Origin of the sequence: Pseudonocardia sp. DSM 110487, from assembly GCF_019468565.1 — a bacterium.
Lineage (GTDB): Bacteria > Actinomycetota > Actinomycetes > Mycobacteriales > Pseudonocardiaceae > Pseudonocardia.
In genome coordinates this window covers 4,756,539-4,773,275 of record NZ_CP080521.1, presented here as the reverse complement: position 1 = coordinate 4,773,275, position 16,737 = coordinate 4,756,539, and the positions used below count along the sequence as shown (strand labels likewise).

16 protein-coding genes are annotated in these 16,737 nt (G+C 72.0%); 8 read left to right on the top strand and 8 right to left on the bottom strand.

Annotated elements, in window-relative coordinates:
- Nucleotides 1–10: 10 nt before the first annotated feature.
- Together K1T35_RS22245 and K1T35_RS22240 are read right to left on the bottom strand one after the other, a co-directional pair.
- Nucleotides 11–439, bottom strand: coding sequence for a VOC family protein (locus tag K1T35_RS22245; RefSeq protein ID WP_220262037.1), 429 nt, complete (start codon nucleotides 437–439; stop codon nucleotides 11–13).
- 76 nt (nucleotides 440–515) lie between these two features.
- Nucleotides 516–1,106, bottom strand: a complete 591-nt coding sequence (locus K1T35_RS22240) for a TetR/AcrR family transcriptional regulator (protein WP_220262036.1) — start codon at nucleotides 1,104–1,106, stop codon at nucleotides 516–518.
- A 74-nt stretch (nucleotides 1,107–1,180) separates the two neighbouring features.
- Here K1T35_RS22240 and K1T35_RS22235 point away from each other — a divergent pair, with 74 nt between their 5' ends.
- Nucleotides 1,181–2,494: an alpha-amylase family protein gene (locus K1T35_RS22235; protein ID WP_220262035.1), complete on the top strand. Its 1,314-nt coding sequence runs from the start codon at nucleotides 1,181–1,183 to the stop codon at nucleotides 2,492–2,494.
- A 24-nt stretch (nucleotides 2,495–2,518) separates the two neighbouring features.
- Here the strand turns inward: K1T35_RS22235 and K1T35_RS22230 are convergent, their stop codons facing one another.
- From K1T35_RS22230 to speB, 3 genes are read right to left on the bottom strand one after another with little or no spacing between them, the layout of a single operon-like run.
- Nucleotides 2,519–3,952: a sodium:solute symporter gene (locus K1T35_RS22230; protein WP_220262034.1), complete on the bottom strand. Its 1,434-nt coding sequence runs from the start codon at nucleotides 3,950–3,952 to the stop codon at nucleotides 2,519–2,521.
- The gene (locus K1T35_RS22225) at nucleotides 3,949–5,526 is read right to left on the bottom strand and encodes a 5-guanidino-2-oxopentanoate decarboxylase (RefSeq protein ID WP_220262033.1); all 1,578 of its coding nucleotides are present in this window, start codon (nucleotides 5,524–5,526) and stop codon (nucleotides 3,949–3,951) included. The genes K1T35_RS22230 and K1T35_RS22225 overlap by 4 nt, the downstream gene beginning before the upstream one ends.
- A gap of 10 nt (nucleotides 5,527–5,536) precedes the next feature.
- Nucleotides 5,537–6,469 (bottom strand): agmatinase, encoded by a 933-nt coding sequence (gene speB / locus K1T35_RS22220; protein WP_220262032.1) that lies wholly within the window; start codon nucleotides 6,467–6,469, stop codon nucleotides 5,537–5,539.
- 53 nt (nucleotides 6,470–6,522) lie between these two features.
- Here speB and K1T35_RS22215 point away from each other — a divergent pair, with 53 nt between their 5' ends.
- Together K1T35_RS22215 and K1T35_RS22210 are read left to right on the top strand one after the other, a co-directional pair.
- Nucleotides 6,523–8,070 carry a PucR family transcriptional regulator gene (locus K1T35_RS22215; protein ID WP_220262031.1) on the top strand — a complete coding sequence of 516 codons (1,548 nt, stop codon included), beginning with the start codon at nucleotides 6,523–6,525 and terminating at the stop codon, nucleotides 8,068–8,070.
- 52 nt (nucleotides 8,071–8,122) lie between these two features.
- Complete coding sequence (locus K1T35_RS22210) at nucleotides 8,123–8,701, top strand: class I SAM-dependent methyltransferase (protein ID WP_220262030.1); 579 nt, start codon at nucleotides 8,123–8,125, stop codon at nucleotides 8,699–8,701.
- Here the strand turns inward: K1T35_RS22210 and K1T35_RS22205 are convergent.
- The gene (locus K1T35_RS22205; RefSeq protein ID WP_255622407.1) at nucleotides 8,628–9,302 is read right to left on the bottom strand and encodes an AAA family ATPase; all 675 of its coding nucleotides are present in this window, start codon (nucleotides 9,300–9,302) and stop codon (nucleotides 8,628–8,630) included. The two genes, K1T35_RS22210 and K1T35_RS22205, sit on opposite strands and share 74 nt — an antisense overlap.
- Before the next feature lie 284 nt (nucleotides 9,303–9,586).
- Here K1T35_RS22205 and K1T35_RS22200 point away from each other — a divergent pair, with 284 nt between their 5' ends.
- Nucleotides 9,587–9,745 (top strand): hypothetical protein, encoded by a 159-nt coding sequence (locus K1T35_RS22200; protein WP_220262029.1) that lies wholly within the window; start codon nucleotides 9,587–9,589, stop codon nucleotides 9,743–9,745.
- A 94-nt stretch (nucleotides 9,746–9,839) separates the two neighbouring features.
- Here K1T35_RS22200 and K1T35_RS22195 read toward each other — a convergent pair whose 3' ends face one another.
- Nucleotides 9,840–10,235 carry a hypothetical protein gene (locus K1T35_RS22195; protein ID WP_220262028.1) on the bottom strand — a complete coding sequence of 132 codons (396 nt, stop codon included), beginning with the start codon at nucleotides 10,233–10,235 and terminating at the stop codon, nucleotides 9,840–9,842.
- Nucleotides 10,236–10,548: 313 nt separating this feature from the next.
- Between K1T35_RS22195 and K1T35_RS22190 the strand changes: the two genes are divergently transcribed.
- Nucleotides 10,549–11,040: a pyridoxamine 5'-phosphate oxidase family protein gene (locus K1T35_RS22190; protein ID WP_220262027.1), complete on the top strand. Its 492-nt coding sequence runs from the start codon at nucleotides 10,549–10,551 to the stop codon at nucleotides 11,038–11,040.
- Between the two features lie 89 nt (nucleotides 11,041–11,129).
- Nucleotides 11,130–12,158: an NAD(P)-dependent alcohol dehydrogenase gene (locus K1T35_RS22185; protein WP_220262026.1), complete on the top strand. Its 1,029-nt coding sequence runs from the start codon at nucleotides 11,130–11,132 to the stop codon at nucleotides 12,156–12,158.
- 224 nt (nucleotides 12,159–12,382) lie between these two features.
- Here K1T35_RS22185 and polA read toward each other — a convergent pair whose 3' ends face one another.
- Nucleotides 12,383–15,199, bottom strand: a complete 2,817-nt coding sequence (polA, locus tag K1T35_RS22180; RefSeq protein WP_370645474.1) for a DNA polymerase I — start codon at nucleotides 15,197–15,199, stop codon at nucleotides 12,383–12,385.
- A gap of 248 nt (nucleotides 15,200–15,447) precedes the next feature.
- Between polA and K1T35_RS22175 the strand changes: the two genes are divergently transcribed.
- Complete coding sequence (locus K1T35_RS22175; RefSeq protein WP_220262025.1) at nucleotides 15,448–16,023, top strand: TerD family protein; 576 nt, start codon at nucleotides 15,448–15,450, stop codon at nucleotides 16,021–16,023.
- A gap of 9 nt (nucleotides 16,024–16,032) precedes the next feature.
- Entirely contained in the window at nucleotides 16,033–16,704 is a 672-nt protein-coding gene (locus K1T35_RS22170; protein ID WP_220262024.1) for a tellurium resistance protein, read from the top strand.
- Nucleotides 16,705–16,737 lie beyond the last annotated feature (33 nt).

The window sequence follows — 16,737 nt, the reverse complement described above, 5'->3', positions numbered from 1 at the left end:
GGGCGCGCCGTCACGTGTTGGGCTGGGTGAGGCTGAACCAGTTGCCCGAGTCGTCGCGGAACAGCGCCTCCACCCCGTAGGGCCTCGTCACCGGCTCCTGGGTGAACACGACCCCGCGGCCGGATAGCTCGTCGAAGGTCTTGTGGATGTCATCGGTGGTCATCGCCCCCGAGCCCATCGCCCCCTTCGCGACGAGCGCGCGGATCTGCTCGGCGCTCTCGGCGTCGTGGCCCATCCCCGGATCGGCCAGGATGATCTCGATGTCCGGCTGGTCGGGCGGGCTGACCGTGAGCCAGCGGAACCCCTCTCCCGCTCCCTCGAAGTCAGTGCCCATCCGCACGTCGTGACGGACCTCGAAGCCGAGCTTCTCGGTGTAGAACTCCTTCGCCCGATCCTGGTCCAGCACGTAGACGCAGGCGTGCGACAACTTCCTGATCACGTAGCCCTCCCATCCGTTGTGCGGCCAAGGCTAGGAGCGGCCGGCCGGCGGAGGCTTCTTCCAAGTTGCGGTGCTGCTAGTTCGGGAGTGCGGCGATCGAGCCGCGGAAGGCGCCCGTCACGATCGCCACGATCGAGTCGACCGGCACCTGCTCACGCTCGGGCTCGTCGAGCTCCAGCCAGCGCGCGGTCAGGCTGTCGACGTATCCGAGGTAGGCGTGCAACGCGAGATCGAGCGCCGGCGTTCGCGACCGGCCGAGCCCCTGGGCCAGCCGCGTGACGAGTTGCTCGCGCACGTCCGCGAGCAACGCCTTGATCTCGGGGAACGTGCTCTCGTGGCCGCCGCGCACGACGGCGAGGTACCCGGCCCTGCGGTCGGCGGCGAACTCGACGTGCACGCGGACGCTGGCGGCGAGCCGTTCCGCTGACGGCGGGCCGGGCAGGGCCGCGTGCCGGGCGAGCAGCTCGTCAACGGCGGACCGCAGGCATGCGAGGTACAGCTCGCGCTTGCCGCCGAAGTGGAACGAGATGAGAGCGGTGGACGTGCCGGCCACCGCGGCCACGTCGTCCAGCCGCACCTGGTCGTAGGGCTTCCCGGCGAAGACCCGCTGCGCCGCGTCGACCAGCTCGGCACGGCGCTCCTCGGGGCTCAACCGGCGCCGGGACACCGCCCAACCCTAGCGGCGCTACTGATTCGCCATCCAGTAGCCTCGTACTGAATGATGAATCAGTAGGAGGTGCGATGCCCGGCTGGACCCAGCACGTCATCTGGTGGCACGTCTACCCGCTCGGATTCACCGGCGCCGAGCCCTCCGCCGCGCAGGCAGGCCCGCACCCGGTGCCGCGGCTGCGCGCGCTCGAGCCCTGGCTGGACTACCTGCTCGACCTCGGCTGCAACGGGCTCGCCCTCGGCCCGGTGTTCGCCTCGGGGACGCACGGCTACGACACGATCGACCACCTGCGCGTCGACCCGCGCCTCGGCGGCGACGACGACCTGCTGTGGTTGTTCGACATCTGTCGGGCCAAGGGAGTGCACGTCCTGCTCGACGGCGTGTTCAACCACGTCGGCCGCGACTTCCCCCGTTTCCGCGACGTGCTCGAACACGGGAGGGCGTCCCCGTACGCGCACTGGTTCGACATCGACTTCGACCCGGCGGGCGAGCCCGACGGCTTCGAGTACCGGGACTTCGAGGGGCACCGGGAACTGGTCGCGCTGAACCACGCCGAGCCCGAGGTGACCGACTACATCGTCGAGGTCATGACGCACTGGCTCGACGCCGGTGCCAGCGGCTGGCGGCTCGACGCCGCGTACGCGATACCGCAGCCCGCGCTGCGCCGGATCAGCGATGCCGTGCACGCGACACAGCCCGACGCGTGGCTCGTCGGCGAGGTGATCCACGGCGACTACGGCTCGTTCGTCCGGGACGGCGGGGTCGACTCGGTCACGCAGTACGAGCTGTGGAAGGCGATCTGGAGCTCGTTCAACGACCGCAACCTCTTCGAGCTCGCGTGGGCGCTGAAGCGCCACGACGGGTTCACGAGCACGTTCGCCCCCATGACCTTCCTCGGCAACCACGACGTCACGCGCATTGCCAGCAGGCTCGATGACCCGAGCCTGCTGGGGCATGCGCTCGCGGTGCTCTTCGGCGTCGCCGGTGTACCGGCGATCTACTACGGCGACGAGCAGGCGTTCCGCGGGGTGAAGGAGGACCGGGCGGGCGGTGACGACGCGGTACGCCCTGCGTTCCCCGCCGCTCCCGCCGAGCTCGCCCCGTTCGGCGAACAGGTGTTCCGGACGCACCAGGAGCTGATCGGCGTCCGGCGACGCAACCCGTGGCTGACCCGCGCAGGCACGACACTCGACCACATTGCGAACGAGCAGATCGCGCTCACCAGCGAGTCCGGCGGACGGCGGGTGGCGGTGCTGCTCAACATCGCCGACCGGGAGCACCGCTTCCCCGCGGACAACCCGGCCGAGGTGCTCGCCCCGGCGGGCACGGCCGGCGACCCCTGGCACCTCCCGGCCCGGTCATGGCGGCTGCTCGCACTGGCCTAGTGTCCCCCGCTGGCCGCTGAGCCCTTAGTTCGCCGGGGCCTGCACCCCGGCAGACCGCTCTCCCGCCGACCGCCGGTCCCACTCCGCCAGCACCTCGGGCGCGGTGGGCCGCGACACCAGGCTGCCCACCACGAACGTGACCAGCCCTGCCACGAGCCCGACGTAGATCGGTTCGTTCGCCTCGATGCCGAACACCGCCATCGTCACGAGGGTGGCCACGGCGCCCGCCGCCATCGCCGCCACGGCGCCGACGATCGTGGCGCGCCGCCACAGCAGGCCACCGAGGATCGGCACCAGCAGACCGCCGACCAGGATGTCGTAGGCGATCGTCAGCGCGGCGACCACGTCCTGGAGCAGGCAGGCGATCACGATCGCCACGAGCCCGAACGCGACGATGAGCAGCCGGTGGCCGCGCACGTGCTCCTCCTCGGAACCATCGGCCCGCCCGCGCAACCGTTGCAGGATGTCCTGGCCGAACACCGTGGCCGTGGCGATGAGCGAGCCGCTGGCGGTGGACATGACGGCGGCCAGTGCCGCGGCGAGCACCAGCCCTGCCAGCACCGGCGTCATGGTCGCGCTCACGACGGCGGTGAACGCGTCGCCCCGCTCCTCGAGGCCGGGGACGAGCACGCTCGCGCCCATCCCGACCAGCGCGCCCGCCACGCCGTAGAGCAGGCAGTACACGCCGGACGCAGCGCCGGCCCAGCGGGCGACGCCGGGGCTGCGGGCGGTGAACACGCGCTGCCAGATGTCCTGCCCGATGAGCAGGCCGAACGTGTAGATGACGAAGTAGGTCACGATCGTGTCGCCGCCGATGGTGGTGGGCGAGAGCGCCTCCGGCGGCAGCGCCGAGAACCCACCGGCCTGCACGAGCACGATCGGCAGCAGGATCAGGAAGATCCCGACGGTCTGGATGAGGAACTGCACGAAGTCGGTCAGGGTGATCGACCACATCCCGCCCAGTGCCGAGTAGATCACCACGACGAGCCCGCCGACGAGGATGGAGGGCACGCGCGGCAGGTCGAGCAGCGCGGCGAAGATCGTGGCGTACGCGATCGTCGAGGTCACCGTGAGCATCAGGGTGTAGCCGAACATCACCACACCGGACAGCACGCTCGACCCCGGCCCGTAGCGCAGCTGGAGCATCTGGCTCACGGTGTAGACCCGCAGCCGCTGGATCCGCCCGGCGAACAGCAGGGAGAGCAGCAGGACGCCGGTACCGATCGCGACCACCAGCCACATGCCCGACAGCCCGTACTCGTAACCCAGCCCGACACCGCCGATCGTCGACGCGCCGCCCAGTACGAGTGCGGACAAGGTCCCGGCGTAGAGCAGCGGGCCGAGCCTGCGGCCTGCCACGAGGAAGTCCGACTCCGTCCTGGCGCGCCGCTTGCCCCAGAAACCGAAGGCGATCATGGCCACCAGGTACGCGACGACGACGGCGACGTCCATGCTCACTCCATTTCCAGGTGGATGACGGTCGGGCGGTCGGCCGACAGCGCGTCGGCCACGAGCGCGGTGAGCGCGCCCGGGTCTGTCGTGCGCACGCCGCGGGCGCCGAAGGCGGTCGCGAGCGCGGCGAGGTCGGGAGCCCGCAGGTCGACGCCGACCGGCGGGATCGAGCGAGCGACCTGCTGGTCGCGGATCTCGCGATAGCCGCCGTTGTCGACCACGACGATCGGCAGCGGGAGCCGCAGGTCGACGGCAGTGGCCAGCTCCTGCACGGAGAACAGGAACGCCCCGTCCCCGAGCAGGACGGCCACCGGATGGTCCGGCCGGGCGAGGGAGGCTCCGATCGCGGCGGGCAGGCCGTAGCCGAGGGTCGCGAAGCCGGGGGTGTAGCAGAACGACCGGGGCACGGGGACGTCGAAGAAGTGCACCGAGCCCAGGTAGGTGACCTGCGAGCTGTCGCCCGCGAGCACCCCGTCGGCCGGCAGCGCGGCCCGGACGGCGGCGTTGATCTCCTCGTAGGCTCCGGCGTCGGCCCTCGCTTCGACGCGACAGGCGTCCCGCAACTCACCCGCCCGGGCCGACCCGGGCCCACCCGGATGGGCCGGGAGGGCCTCCCGCATTGCCCGAAGGGTGGCCGCGGCGTCGCCGAGCAGCACGATGTCCGCCGGGCAGTTCTTGTGCAGCTGGCCCTGCTCGATGTCGCAGCGGATCACGGCCCCCGCCGTGATCCGGCCCTCCCACAGGTCGGAGTCGCCGAGCTCGCTGCCCACAACGAACAGCGCGTCGCTGTCGGCGGCCGCCTTCTGCAGCGCGCGCAGCCGTACGGAGGCGCCGACGGCGAGGGGGTGCGACTCGTCGAGCACGCCCTTGCCGTTGACCGTGGTCGCCACGGGCGCGCCCAGCGCCTCGGCGAGCGCGCGCACCTCGGTGGCGGCGTCGACGGCACCGCCGCCCGCGATCACCAGCGGCCGGCGGGCAGCGCCGAGCAGGGTGGCCGCGCGCCGCACGTCGGCGGCGTCGGGCTCCGGGGCCGCGGTGACGGCCCCGACCCACGGGCTGCCGCCCCACCGCTGCTCCAGCACGTCCAGCGGAACCTCGACGTGCACCGGCCGCGGGCGCGCTCCACGGAACGCGGCGAACGCCTCGGTCACCGCGTCGGCGGCCTCTTCGGGGCTCTCGACGCGCCGGCTCCAGCGCACGAGCCGGCCCATCGCGCCGCTCGCGTCCTTGGCCTCGTGCAGCCGGCCGAGGTCGGCGCCCTCGGTGCCCGTCGGCACACCCGGCGAGAGGACGAGCATCGGCTGCGACTCGGCATAGGCGGTGGCGGCCGCCGTCATCACGTTGGTCAGCCCAGGGCCGCTGGTCGTCAGCACGACGCCGGGCCGGCCGCCCACGCGCGCGTACCCCTCGGCGGCGTAACCGGCGCCCTGCTCGTGCCGGGGCGTCACCGCGCGGATGCCGCACCCGGCGAGGTGCCGGTAGAGCTCCAGGTTGTGGGTGCCCGGGATCCCGAAGACGGTGTCGACGCCGTGCGCGGCGAGGGTCTCGACCACCGCCGCCCCGCCGTTGCGAGTGCTCATTTCGCCGTGTTCATTTCGCTGCCAGCACCGCGAGCAGCTCGTAGGCCACGTGCGCCGCCGCGATCCCGGTGATCTCCGCGTGGTCGTAGGCCGGGGCGACCTCCACGATGTCGGCGCCGACGATGTCGGTCCCGACGAGCCCGCGCAGCGTGTGCAGCAGCTCGCGGCTGGTCAGCCCGCCTGCCTCGGGAGTGCCGGTGCCGGGTGCGTGGGCGGGGTCGAGCACGTCGATGTCGACCGAGACGTAGACCGGGCCGTCGCCGAGGCGGGCGCGCATCCGCTCGACCACGGTGGAGAGCCCGTCGATCTGGTAGTCGTCTGAGCCGATCACCTGGAAGCCGAGCCGGGCGTCGTCGGCGAGGTCCGCTGCTCCGTAGAGCGGCCCGCGGATCCCGACGTGCAGGCAGCGCTCCGGGTCGAGCAGACCCTCCTCGCTCGCCCGCCGGAACGGGGTGCCGTGGGTGTAGGGCGCGCCGAAGTAGGTGTCCCACGTGTCGAGGTGGGCGTCGAAGTGCAGCACGGCGACCGGCCCGTGCGTGCGGTGCACCGAGCGCAGCAGCGGCAGCGCGATCGTGTGGTCCCCGCCGATGGACAGCAGGCGGGCCCCGCCGCCGCGCAGCTCGTCGGAGGCGCGTTCGACGGACCGGATCGCGTCGTCGAGGTCGAACGGGTTGATCGACACGTCGCCCGCGTCGACCACCTGCTGGTCGGCGAACGGATCCACCTTCAGGGCAGGGTGGTGCGGGCGCAGCAGCTTCGACGACGCGCGGACGTGGGCGGGCCCGAAGCGGGCGCCGGGCCGGTAGGACACCCCGGAGTCGAAGGGCATCCCGAGCACGGCCACGTCCACGTCGGTGACCTGGTCGAGGCGCGGCAGACGCGCGAACGTGTCCGGTCCGGCGAAGCGGGGCGTGGCTCTCGCGTCGACTGGTCCCAGCGGCATCGGCCCAGGGTGAGGCGTCGGAGCCTTCCCCGACATCGCCGTCGTGTCTAACGTTGCCGCATCTGATTCGCCGGAACGTCCAGGAGCGCGCCCTGCTGACCCTCGCCGACCTCGTCGCCGACCCGGCGCTGCGGCTCGCGGTCGTCGCGGGCCGGGACGAGCTGGGCCGCGAGATCGAGGCCGCGGCCGTGTCCGAACTCGCGGAGCCCGGACCGTGGCTGCAGGGCGGCGAGTTGCTGCTCACCATCGGGTTGCTGCTCGACGAGTCCGATGGCGGCTGCGCCGCGTACGTCGCCGGTCTGCTCGCCGCGGGCGTGCGGGCGCTCGGGCTGGGACTCGGCGCGGACCTGCGCTACCAGTCGGCTCCGCCCTGCCTGATCCGCGCCGCCGACGACGCCGGCCTGCCGCTGCTGACCGTGCCCGACGGGGTGCCGTTCATCGCCGTGACGAAGGCCGTGTTCGCCTGGCGGGCGCGCGAGGAACGCCGCCAGCTGGAATGGGCGCTGCACACCCAGCGCGCACTCACCGCGGCGGCCGTCCAACCAGGCGGCCTCACCGGCATCATCGGCGCGTACGAGCGGGCCACCGGCCGGGCCGCCCTCGTCGTCGACCTGCTCGAACGCCCGATCGCGAGCTCCCGTCCCGGACACGAGGCCCTCGTGGCCGACTTCACGGGCATGCTCGCCCGGGTCCGCGCCCAGGGGCTGCTCGGCGCGGCGGTCGACGCCACCGCGGGCAGCAGGCGGGAGGTGCACCCGCTCGGGTCGCGCAGGCTACGGGCCTGGCTCCTGGTCGCGGGGCCGGCCGACCGGGTCGGCTCCAACCTCGTCACGGGCGACCTCGTGTCGCTGCTGTCGCTCGAGCTCGAACGCGTGCACGGGTTGGGGGCGACGCGCCAGCGCGATCGCGCCCAGGTGCTCGCCCGGCTGGCCAGGGGCACCGTCGACGACCTCGTCGCCACCCGCTGGTTGGACGCGGCCGGGCTGCCCGGCGGCGACCTGCAGGCGGCCGTCGTCGCCGCGCCGCACGCGGTGGAGCTCGCCGCCGACATCGCCGGGGCCCTGCCCGACGCGCTGACCCGCGTCGTCGAGGTGGCCGAGGAGTCCTGCGTCGAGCTGGCCGTCCCCGTCGGCGTCGACCTGACCGCGGTACTCGGCACCCTCGCCCCCGCGCGTCCCGCCGGGATCGGGATCGGGGTACGGCCGGGAGCGCTCGTCGTGTCGCTGCGGCAAGCGCGCTCCGCGCTGCCCGAGAGCCGGATCACCGGCCGTCACGTGCACGCCGCCGACATCGCGAGCAGCCGCCAGCTGCTCGCGACCGTGCCCGCGGATCGCCTGCAGGGCTATGCCGACGCCGTGCTCGGCCCCCTGGATGCCGGCGAGCGATCCGCCGAGCTGGTGCGCACCCTCACCGCATTCCTCGAGCACAACGGCCACTGGGAGGCGGCCGCCGCCGCGTTGCAGGTCCACCGCCACACCGTGCGGAACCGGATCGCGACCGTGGAGGAGCTCACCGGCCGCCGGCTCGCCTCGGCCCACGACCGGCAGGAGCTGTGGCTCGCGCTGCGCGCCCGCGACCTGGCACGCACGTCCGACAGCTGATGTTCCCCTGCACGTCACCCCGCCATCCGTCGAGCATCCCTAGGGTCACGACGTGAGTGATGGCCGAGTGCTGTTCCAGGAGTTCCTGCGCGCGCCGACGCGTGTCGCGACCGTGACGGCGAGCTCGGACGCGCTGGTCACGGGCCTGCTCGCGCCGCACCAGCTCGACGGCTCGCGGGTGGTCGTCGAGCTGGGCGCGGGCACCGGGCGGGTCACCGACGCGCTGCAGCACCGCCTCCGCGGCGCCGGCCGGCACATCGCCGTCGAGATCAACCCGGTGCTCGCGGAACTGCTCGCCGCCCGCCACCCGGCCGTCACCGTCGTCTGCGCCGACGCGGCCCGGCTGCCGGACGTGCTGACCGAGCACGGCATCGAGCGCGCCGACGCGATCGTGAGCCTGCTGCCGTGGGCGGCCTACGCGTCCGCGCCGGTACCGGCCATCGCCGCCCGCGCCCTTGCGCCGTCCGGCACGTTCACCCAGGCCACCCTGCGCGGCTTCCACCTGCTCCCGCCCGCCCGCCGCCAGGCACGGGACCTGCGGGCGGCGTTCGGCTCGCTCACCCCGGGTCCGACGATCTGGCGGAACCTGCCGCCCGCCCGCGTGCTGATCGCCCGCGAACCCCGGCACTAGATCGCGGCCAACCAGCGCCGCACCTCACGGCGGCTGCGGAGCCGGACCACCGGCGGAGCCGTGCGGTCGGCAGACAGCTCCCGCATGCGGCGCTGATCGCGCCGGTAGGACGACACGCCCACCGCAGGACGTGCTCGGGATCGGTGACGACGGTCCACAGCGGCGGTTCGACGTTGCCGTTCCACAGCTCGATGCGCCGCACCCGGCGACGCACGGTGCGCCGGAGCAACTGCCCGAACACCCGCCGGCGGGGCAGGTCGAGCCACACGACCAGGTCGGCACGGGCCAGCAGCAGTGGCCGCACCGCCGCACCCTGCCATTCGGTGATCCAGCACTCCGTCGCGGCGAACGCGGCAACGTCCGCCGCGAACTCCGCGCGGGGCACCCAGCCCGGCCCGTGCCGCAGCGCGTCCAGCTCGTGGTACGGGATACCGAGCCGGTCGGCGAGCGCCGCGGCGACGGTGCTCTTCCCCGCGCCCGAGCAGCCCGCCACGAGGACGCGACGCGGGTGATGTGGCAGCGGGTCGACCGCGCGCAGCGGCAGCACCTCCGGATGATCGCAGCTCGCCTCACTGACAGCGGCTGTGTGCATGCTGGCCACGCTCGCACGACGAGCAGGAGGCCCTCCTCCACCTGCTCCCGCCGGCCCGGCGCCAGGCACGGGACCTGCGCGCGGCGTTCGGCTCGCTCACCGCGAGCCCGACGGTCTGGCGGAACCTGCCACCCGCCCGCGTGCTGATCGCCCGCGGACCGACCTGAACCCATCGCAGCGACGGGTCGTTACATCTACGAAACAAGGTGTCAACAACGGCGACACGGCGGGACCACACGCTCTCTGTACGCCTGCCGCACGGAGTCGCCCGCTCTGACCCCGAAGGAGAGCCCGTGAACCCGCTGGTGAAAATGGTAGCTGCGATTGACGACGAGCCGACACTCGACCAGGTCGACGATATGCTGATGGAACTGCGCCGGATGCCCCGTGACCACCGCGTGCTCGGACTGATCGACGATCTCCTCGACTACCGAGCACACTTGGCAGCGTAAGATGGGCCGGGCCGGTTAGGAGGCCCCCTGGCGTGCGACCGTGCCGGGGTCACCTAACCGGCCCAGTTGTCACCTCCTCGGCTGATTGCGTCCGTTACTGGGCACCCGCTCCGAACGGCTGTCCGGTTTGCTGCCCGGCCGCCTGCTGACCGCCCTGTTGCTGGCCCTGCTGTTGGCCGAACGGCTGGCCGCCCTGCTGGCCCGCCTGCTGACCCGCCTGCTGACCCGCCTGCTGACCGAACGGCTGGCCGAGCTGCTGGCCGCCCTGCTGCCCGGCCGCAACGCCGACGAGCTCCTGCAGCCGCGTCTCGACGTAGCGCTCGCTGTGGTGCGTCTTGTCCGCGATGCGCTGCACGAGATCGTTGACATTCACGGCCGAGTCCAGGTCAGCCGTGCTGACCTGGGCGAACTGGTCCAGGATCCGGTAGCGGATCTGCCGCCAGTTCGGCCGCAGCATCTGCTCGACCTGCTGTGCCTGCTGCTGCTCCATACGATCACCTCTCTCTCGGGAGTAGCTACGCCGGCACGGCCAAACAAACTCCCGGCCGACTGCGAGGTCAACCCTCACCGAGCAACTTCCGCCGAACAGACGGGGGCCGATTGAGCCTGACCGGTGAAGGTCAATGATATTGGGCCAGACCCAGTGGCCTTGATCGTACCGGCGCGGATCTCCGGAAAGCGCTCTGCGTGCCGCACATGACGCTTTCTCCACAATTCTTGGCCATATCGTCGCCCGATTCCGAACTACGCATGGCTTACCTTCCTGACAGCAGCTGTCAAGGTTCACCCGTAGCGTCCTCGGCATGAGCACATGGGACGAGTTCACCACCGGCGCACCGCGGATCGCCGAGATCTTCGTGCGCCGCCACGCGAAGACCGGGAACCTGTGCATGCTGGCCACGCTCCGCTCCGACGGCTTCCCGCGGATCAGCCCGATCGAACCGCGGATCTTCGAGGGGCGGCTCATCGTCGCCGGCATGCCGGGCACCACGAAGTTCCGCGACCTCGGCCGCGACCCGCGCTTCTGCCTGCACACCGCCACCGTCGACACCCACGTGTCCGACGGCGACGCGAAGCTCTTCGGGCGTGTGCACGACGAGCAGGACGAGGCCCTGCACCAGCGGTTCGCCGACGCGCTGTACGCCGAGACCGGGTTCGACCTGCGGGGACGCGAGTTCCGGCCCTTCTACGTCGCGGATCTGACCGGGGCGTCGTCGGTGGAGCTCGTCGACGGCGCGATGGAGGTGACGATCTGGAAGCCGGGTGAGCCGGAGCGGGTGGTCCGGAAGGCCTGACCTCGCATGACCGAACGGCGGACGACAGCTCCCGCGACACCTGTGACGCTGGGCCGCTCGGCGCGGTCACCCATCCCCCGGGAGGCGTCATGAAGGCCGTCCGGCTCCACGCGTACCACCAGCAGCCGCAGCTCGAGCAGGTGCCCGAACCGGAGGTCCGCGGCCCGCACGACGTCGTTGTCCGGGTCGGCGGTGCCGGGCCGTGCCGCACCGATCTCCACATCCGTGACGGGTGGTTCGCCCCAGCGGTGCCCACCGAGCTGCCGCTGACGCTCGGGCACGAGAACAGCGGGTGGGTGCACGAGGTCGGGTCGGCTGTCGAGAACGTCGCCGTCGGCGACGCCGTCATCTGCCACCCGCAGCAGTCGTGCGGTGTCTGCCCGGCCTGCCGGATCGGCGACGACATGCGCTGCGCCCGCGGTCTCGCCTTCAACGGCCTGACCCGCGACGGCGGGTTCGCCGAGCTGTTCGCGACGGCCGATCGCGCCGTGTTGACGCTCCCGTCCGGGTTGCGGCCGGCCGAGGTCGCGCCGCACGCCGACGCGGGGCTGACCGTGATGCACGTCGTCCGCAAGGCTGTGCCGCTGCTCGGGCCCGGGACGCGCGTGGTCGTCGTCGGGATCGGCGGACTCGGGCACATCGGTGTGCAGTGCCTGCGCGCTCTCACCGCCGCCGAGGTCATCGCCGTCGACCGCGACCCCGACGCGCTCAAGCTGGCCACGGGCGTCGGCGCGCACCACGTCGTTCCCGCTGACGAGCAGCAGGTCGAGCGTGTTCGCGCCCTGACCGGCGGCGCCGGAGCCGAGGTGGTCATCGACTTCGTCGGCGAGGGGGACGCCGTGGCCGCCGCCATCGGCATGGTGCGTGCTCGCGGCACCTACTTCGTGGTGGGCTACGGCGGCGAGCTGCGGGTGCTGACCTTCGCGGTGGTGCTGCCCGAGATCAGCATCGTCGGGAACGCCGTGGGCACGCACGACGACCTGCGCGAACTGATGGCACTCGCGGCGACGGGCGCGGCACCGGTGCACACCCGCACCTACCCGCTCGACGCCTTCGCCGACGCGATGGCCGACCTCGAGCAGGGCCGCATGCACGGTCGGGGTGTCCTCGTTCCCTGATGATCAGGTCGAGGTCCACCGCAACGCCGCCGCCAGGAGCATGATCAGCGGATGGGTGCACGAGCGGCCGCATGCGGCCGGCCACGCACCCACCCGACGATCACTCCAAGACGCGCCGCCAAAGCTGCCCACCTCAGAAACCAAGATCACGCGGTCGGTGCGCCGGCGGCCGCATGTGGCCGCACCGGCGCCGAACGCACGATCATGTCCAGCTTCGGCGGCGGTCAGTGCGCCGCGTCGTCCCAGCTGCGCCCGTACCCGACGGAGATCTCGAGGGGCACCGACAGCTTCGCTGCCGCACCCATCTCGCGCCGGACGAGCTCCTCCACCCGCTCGCGCTCCCCCTCGGCCACCTCGAGCACGAGCTCGTCGTGCACCTGCAGCAGCATGCGGCTGCGCAGGCCCTCGGCGGTGAGGGCGCGGTGGACGCCGAGCATCGCGACCTTGATGATGTCGGCGGCGCTGCCCTGGATCGGCGCGTTGAGGGCCATGCGCTCGGCCATCTCGCGGCGCTGCCGGTTGTCGCTCGTGAGGTCGGGCAGGTAGCGGCGGCGGCCCATGATCGTGGCTGTGTAGCCCTCCTTGCGGGCGATGTCGACGATGCTGCGCAGGTAGTCGCGCACCCCGCCGAAGACCTCGAAGTAGTCGTCCATCAATGCGCGGGCCTCCTCGGTGGAGATCCGCAGCTGGCCGGACAGACCGAACGCGGACAGGCCGTAGGCCAGCCCGTAGTTCATCGCCTTGATCTTGGCCCGCTGCTCCACCGACACTTCGGTGGGCTCGCAGCCGAACACCCGCGCCGCGGTATCGGCGTGGAAGTCGTGGCTGGAGCGGAACGCCTCGATGAGCGCGGAATCCTCCGACAGGTGCGCCATGATCCGCATCTCGATCTGGCTGTAGTCGGCGGTCATCAGCTCCGCCCACGAGAAATCAGCAGGTGCCGGGCCCACCACGAACGTCTCGCGGATCCGGCGGCCCGCCGCCGTGCGGATCGGGACGTTCTGCAGGTTGGGCTCGGTGGACGAGAGGCGGCCGGTGGCGGCGATCGTCTGGCTGTAGGTGGTGTGGATGCGGCCGTCGTCGGCGATCGACTTGAGCAGCCCCTCGACGGTGACCTTGAGCCGCATGGCGTCGCGGTGCAGGAGAAGGTGGGACAGGAACTCGTGGCCGGTCTGCTCGTAGAGCGTCTGCAGCGCGTCGGCGTCGGTGGTGTAGCCGGTCTTGGTGCGCTTGGTCTTCGGCATGCCCAGCTCGTCGAACAGCACGACCTGCAGCTGCTTGGGCGAGCCGAGGTTGATCTCCTTGCCGATCACGGCGTATGCGTCCTGCGCGGCCTGCTTGACCTGCGCGGCGAACTCCGCCTCCAGGGCGGAGAGGGCCTCGTGGTCGACGGCGATGCCCGCGGTCTCCAGGTCGGCGAGCACGTACTCGAGGGGCAGCTCCAGCTCGGCGAGAAGCTCGGTGCCCCCGCGCTGCGCCAGCTCGACGTCGAGTGCGTCTGCCAGGTCGGCGACGGCGGACGCGGCGATCATCTGCGCCTGCGCGTGGGCCGCGTCGGCCTCCTCCTCGCCGCCGAGCAGCGACAGCTGGCCGTTCTCGACCTCGCCGTCGGAGCGCAGCTCGCGGCGCAGGTAGCGCAGCGCGAGGTCGGCCAGGTCGAAGCTGCGCTGCCCGGGCCGGGCGAGGTAGGCCGCGAGCGCGGTGTCGCTGGTGAGGCCCGCGAGCGTCCAACCGCGCCCGCGCAGCGCGTGGAGCGCGGACTTGGCGTCGTGGGCGGTCTTCGGGACGGACGGGTCGGCGAGCCACTCCCCCAGCGCGGCCTCGTCGTCCGGGGTGAGCCGGGTGACGTCCAGGTAGCCCGCCTGCGGCACGCCGGCGGCGGCGGGTGGGCGGGAATCGAGCCCTGCACGGGCCTCCACGGTGGGCTCGCCCACCGCGAGCCCGATGCCGGTGAGGTCCGAGGTGGTGACGCCGCCCCGCACTCCCGCGAACGCGATGCCGATGCGGCGACCGGCGCGGGCGTGCTCGTCGAGCCATGCCCGCACCCCGCCGGGCTCGATCGTGCCACCCTGCACCTCGATGCCGCCCTCGGCCTCTGGCTCGGCGCTCTGCAGCGTGGCGAAGAGCCGCTCGCGCAGCACCCGGAACTCCAGCTCGTCGAACAGCCGGTGGACCGCGTCGCGGTCCCACGGGCGCACGGCGAGGTCGGCGGGAACGGCGTCGAGCGGGACGTCGCGGATCAGCTCGGTGAGCTGGCGGTTGAGCAGGACGCCCGCGAGGTGGGCACGCAGCGCGTCGCCCGCCTTGCCCTTGACCTCGTCGACGCGGTCGGTGAGGTCGGCGAGCGAGCCGAACTCGCGCACCCACTTGGCCGCCGTCTTCTCCCCGACGCCCGGGATGCTCGGCAGGTTGTCGCTCGGGTCGCCACGCAGCGCCGCGAAGTCGGGGTACTGCGCGGGCGTGAGCCCGTAGCGGTTCATCACCTCGGCCGGGTCGACCCGCGAGAGCTCCGATACCCCTCGCTTCGGGTAGAGCACCATCACGTTGTCGCTGACCAGCTGGAACGCGTCGCGGTCGCCGGTGGTGATGGACACCTGGAAGCCATCGGCCTCGGCCTGGCTGGCCAGGGTGGCGATCACGTCGTCCGCCTCGTAGCCCTCGACGCCGAACTCCGGGATGTTGAGCGCGCGCAGCACCTCCTTGATGAGGTCGATCTGGCCGCGGAAGTCGTCCGGAGTCGTCGTCCGATTCGCCTTGTACTCGGCGTAGCGCTCGTTGCGGAACGTGGAGCGCGAGACGTCGAAGCACACCGCGAGGTGGGTGGGCTGCTCGTCGCGCAGCAGGTTGATCAGCATCGACGTGAAGCCGTAGACCGCGTTGGTGGTCTGCCCCGTGCCGGTGCGGAAGTTCTCCGCGGGCAGCGCGAAGAACGCGCGGTAGGCCAGCGAATGGCCGTCGAGCAGCAGCAACCGCCTTCCCGTCGACGGCGGCTGCGCCTGTGCAGCGCCCGGCTTGCTGGACGTGGTGGTGGCGGTGCTCACGGCCGCGAGTGTAGGACCGGGCACCGACAGTGTTGCCGGGCGTCCTGACGGCGACACGGGCGGGTGATCGCGGTCCGCCCGATGGACCCCGGCCCGAGCCGGGAGCGTGCACGGGAACCGGACGGACAGGTCTTCCGTTGCCGATGTGACAGGCGTGGCGTCGAGTCCGGTTCATCCCGTTAAGCTCGGCCGCGCCCAGCTCGGAACCAGGGGGGTTCGAGCCCCCCGCGACAGATGCGGAGCAGTACGTGAGCGTCAGCCTCACCAAGGGTGGAAACGTCAGCCTCAGCAAGGAGGCCCCCGGCCTGACCAACGTGGTCGTCGGCCTCGGATGGGACACCCGCACCACCACCGGCGCGGAGTTCGACCTGGACGCGTCCGCGATCGTCGCGGGCCCCGACGGGAAGGTCGTGTCCGACAAGCACTTCATCTTCTTCAACAACCTGGTGACGCCCGACGGCACCGTCGAGCACACCGGCGACAACCTCACCGGCGAGGGCGAGGGCGACGACGAGCAGGTCAAGGTCAACCTGGCCGCGCTGACCCCGGAGACCGACAAGATCGTCTTCATGGTCAGCATCTACCAGGGCGACGAGCGCGGGCAGAGCTTCGGCCAGGTGCGCAACGCCTTCATCCGCGTGGTCAACGCCGCCGACTCCAAGGAGATCGCCCGCTACGACCTCTCCGAGGACGCCTCCACCGAGACCGCGATGGTGTTCGGCGAGGTCTACCGCAACGGCGCCGACTGGAAGTTCCGCGCCGTGGGCCAGGGCTACGCCTCCGGGCTCGCCGGCATCGCCCGCGACTACGGCGTCAACGTCTGATCTCCCGTCGTGGCGATCGACTACACCAAGCGGCCGTCGAAGCCCGCGGGTGACTCGGGCGGGGTGTCCCTGTCCAAGGTCACGCTCACCAAGTCCGCGCCGAGCGTCTCGCTCACCAAGCGAGGCGCGACGGGCGGCCAGCTGCGCGTGAACCTCCGGTGGAGCGCTGGCGAGCAGCAGCAGAGCCGGGGCCTGTTCGGCAAGCGCCGCGGCAACGCGATCGACCTCGACCTCGCCTGCCTCTGGGAGTTCTCCGACGGCAGCAAGGGCGTGGTGCAGGCGCTCGGCAACGCGTTCCAGGCGCCCTACCACGGCGCGCCGATCATCCGGCTGGACGGCGACGACCGCTCCGGGACGGCCAGCGGCGGCGAGAACATGTTCATCGACCTGTCGCGGGTCGACGAGATCCGCCGCATCCTGGTGTTCACCTTCATCTACGAGGGTGTGCCCAACTGGGCCAGCGCCGGCGGGGTGGTCACCCTCCACCCGGCCAGCGGGCCGGAGATCGAGGTGCGGCTCGACGAGCCCGACCCGAGCTCGCCCACCTGCGTGATCGCGATGCTGGAGAACCAGGGCGGAGACCTCGTGGTGCGCCGCGAGGTGCGCTACATCCGAGGCGGCCAGGCCGACGTCGACGATGCGTACGGCTGGGGAATGGAGTGGGCGCGCGGGCGCAAGTAGCCCGCGCGGGGGAACGAGCACGACCGTTCACAT

Bases quoted from the DNA above. Each gene is read 5' to 3' on its own strand.
- K1T35_RS22235 (WP_220262035.1), top strand. From the start codon at position 1,181: ATGCCCGGCTGGACCCAGCACGTCATCTGGTGGCACGTCTACCCGCTC.
- K1T35_RS22225 (WP_220262033.1), bottom strand. From the start codon at position 5,526: ATGAGCACTCGCAACGGCGGGGCGGCGGTGGTCGAGACCCTCGCCGCG.
- speB (WP_220262032.1), bottom strand. From the start codon at position 6,469: ATGCCGCTGGGACCAGTCGACGCGAGAGCCACGCCCCGCTTCGCCGGA.
- K1T35_RS22195 (WP_220262028.1), bottom strand. From the start codon at position 10,235: ATGGAGCAGCAGCAGGCACAGCAGGTCGAGCAGATGCTGCGGCCGAAC.
- K1T35_RS22190 (WP_220262027.1), top strand. From the start codon at position 10,549: ATGAGCACATGGGACGAGTTCACCACCGGCGCACCGCGGATCGCCGAG.
- K1T35_RS22185 (WP_220262026.1), top strand. From the start codon at position 11,130: ATGAAGGCCGTCCGGCTCCACGCGTACCACCAGCAGCCGCAGCTCGAG.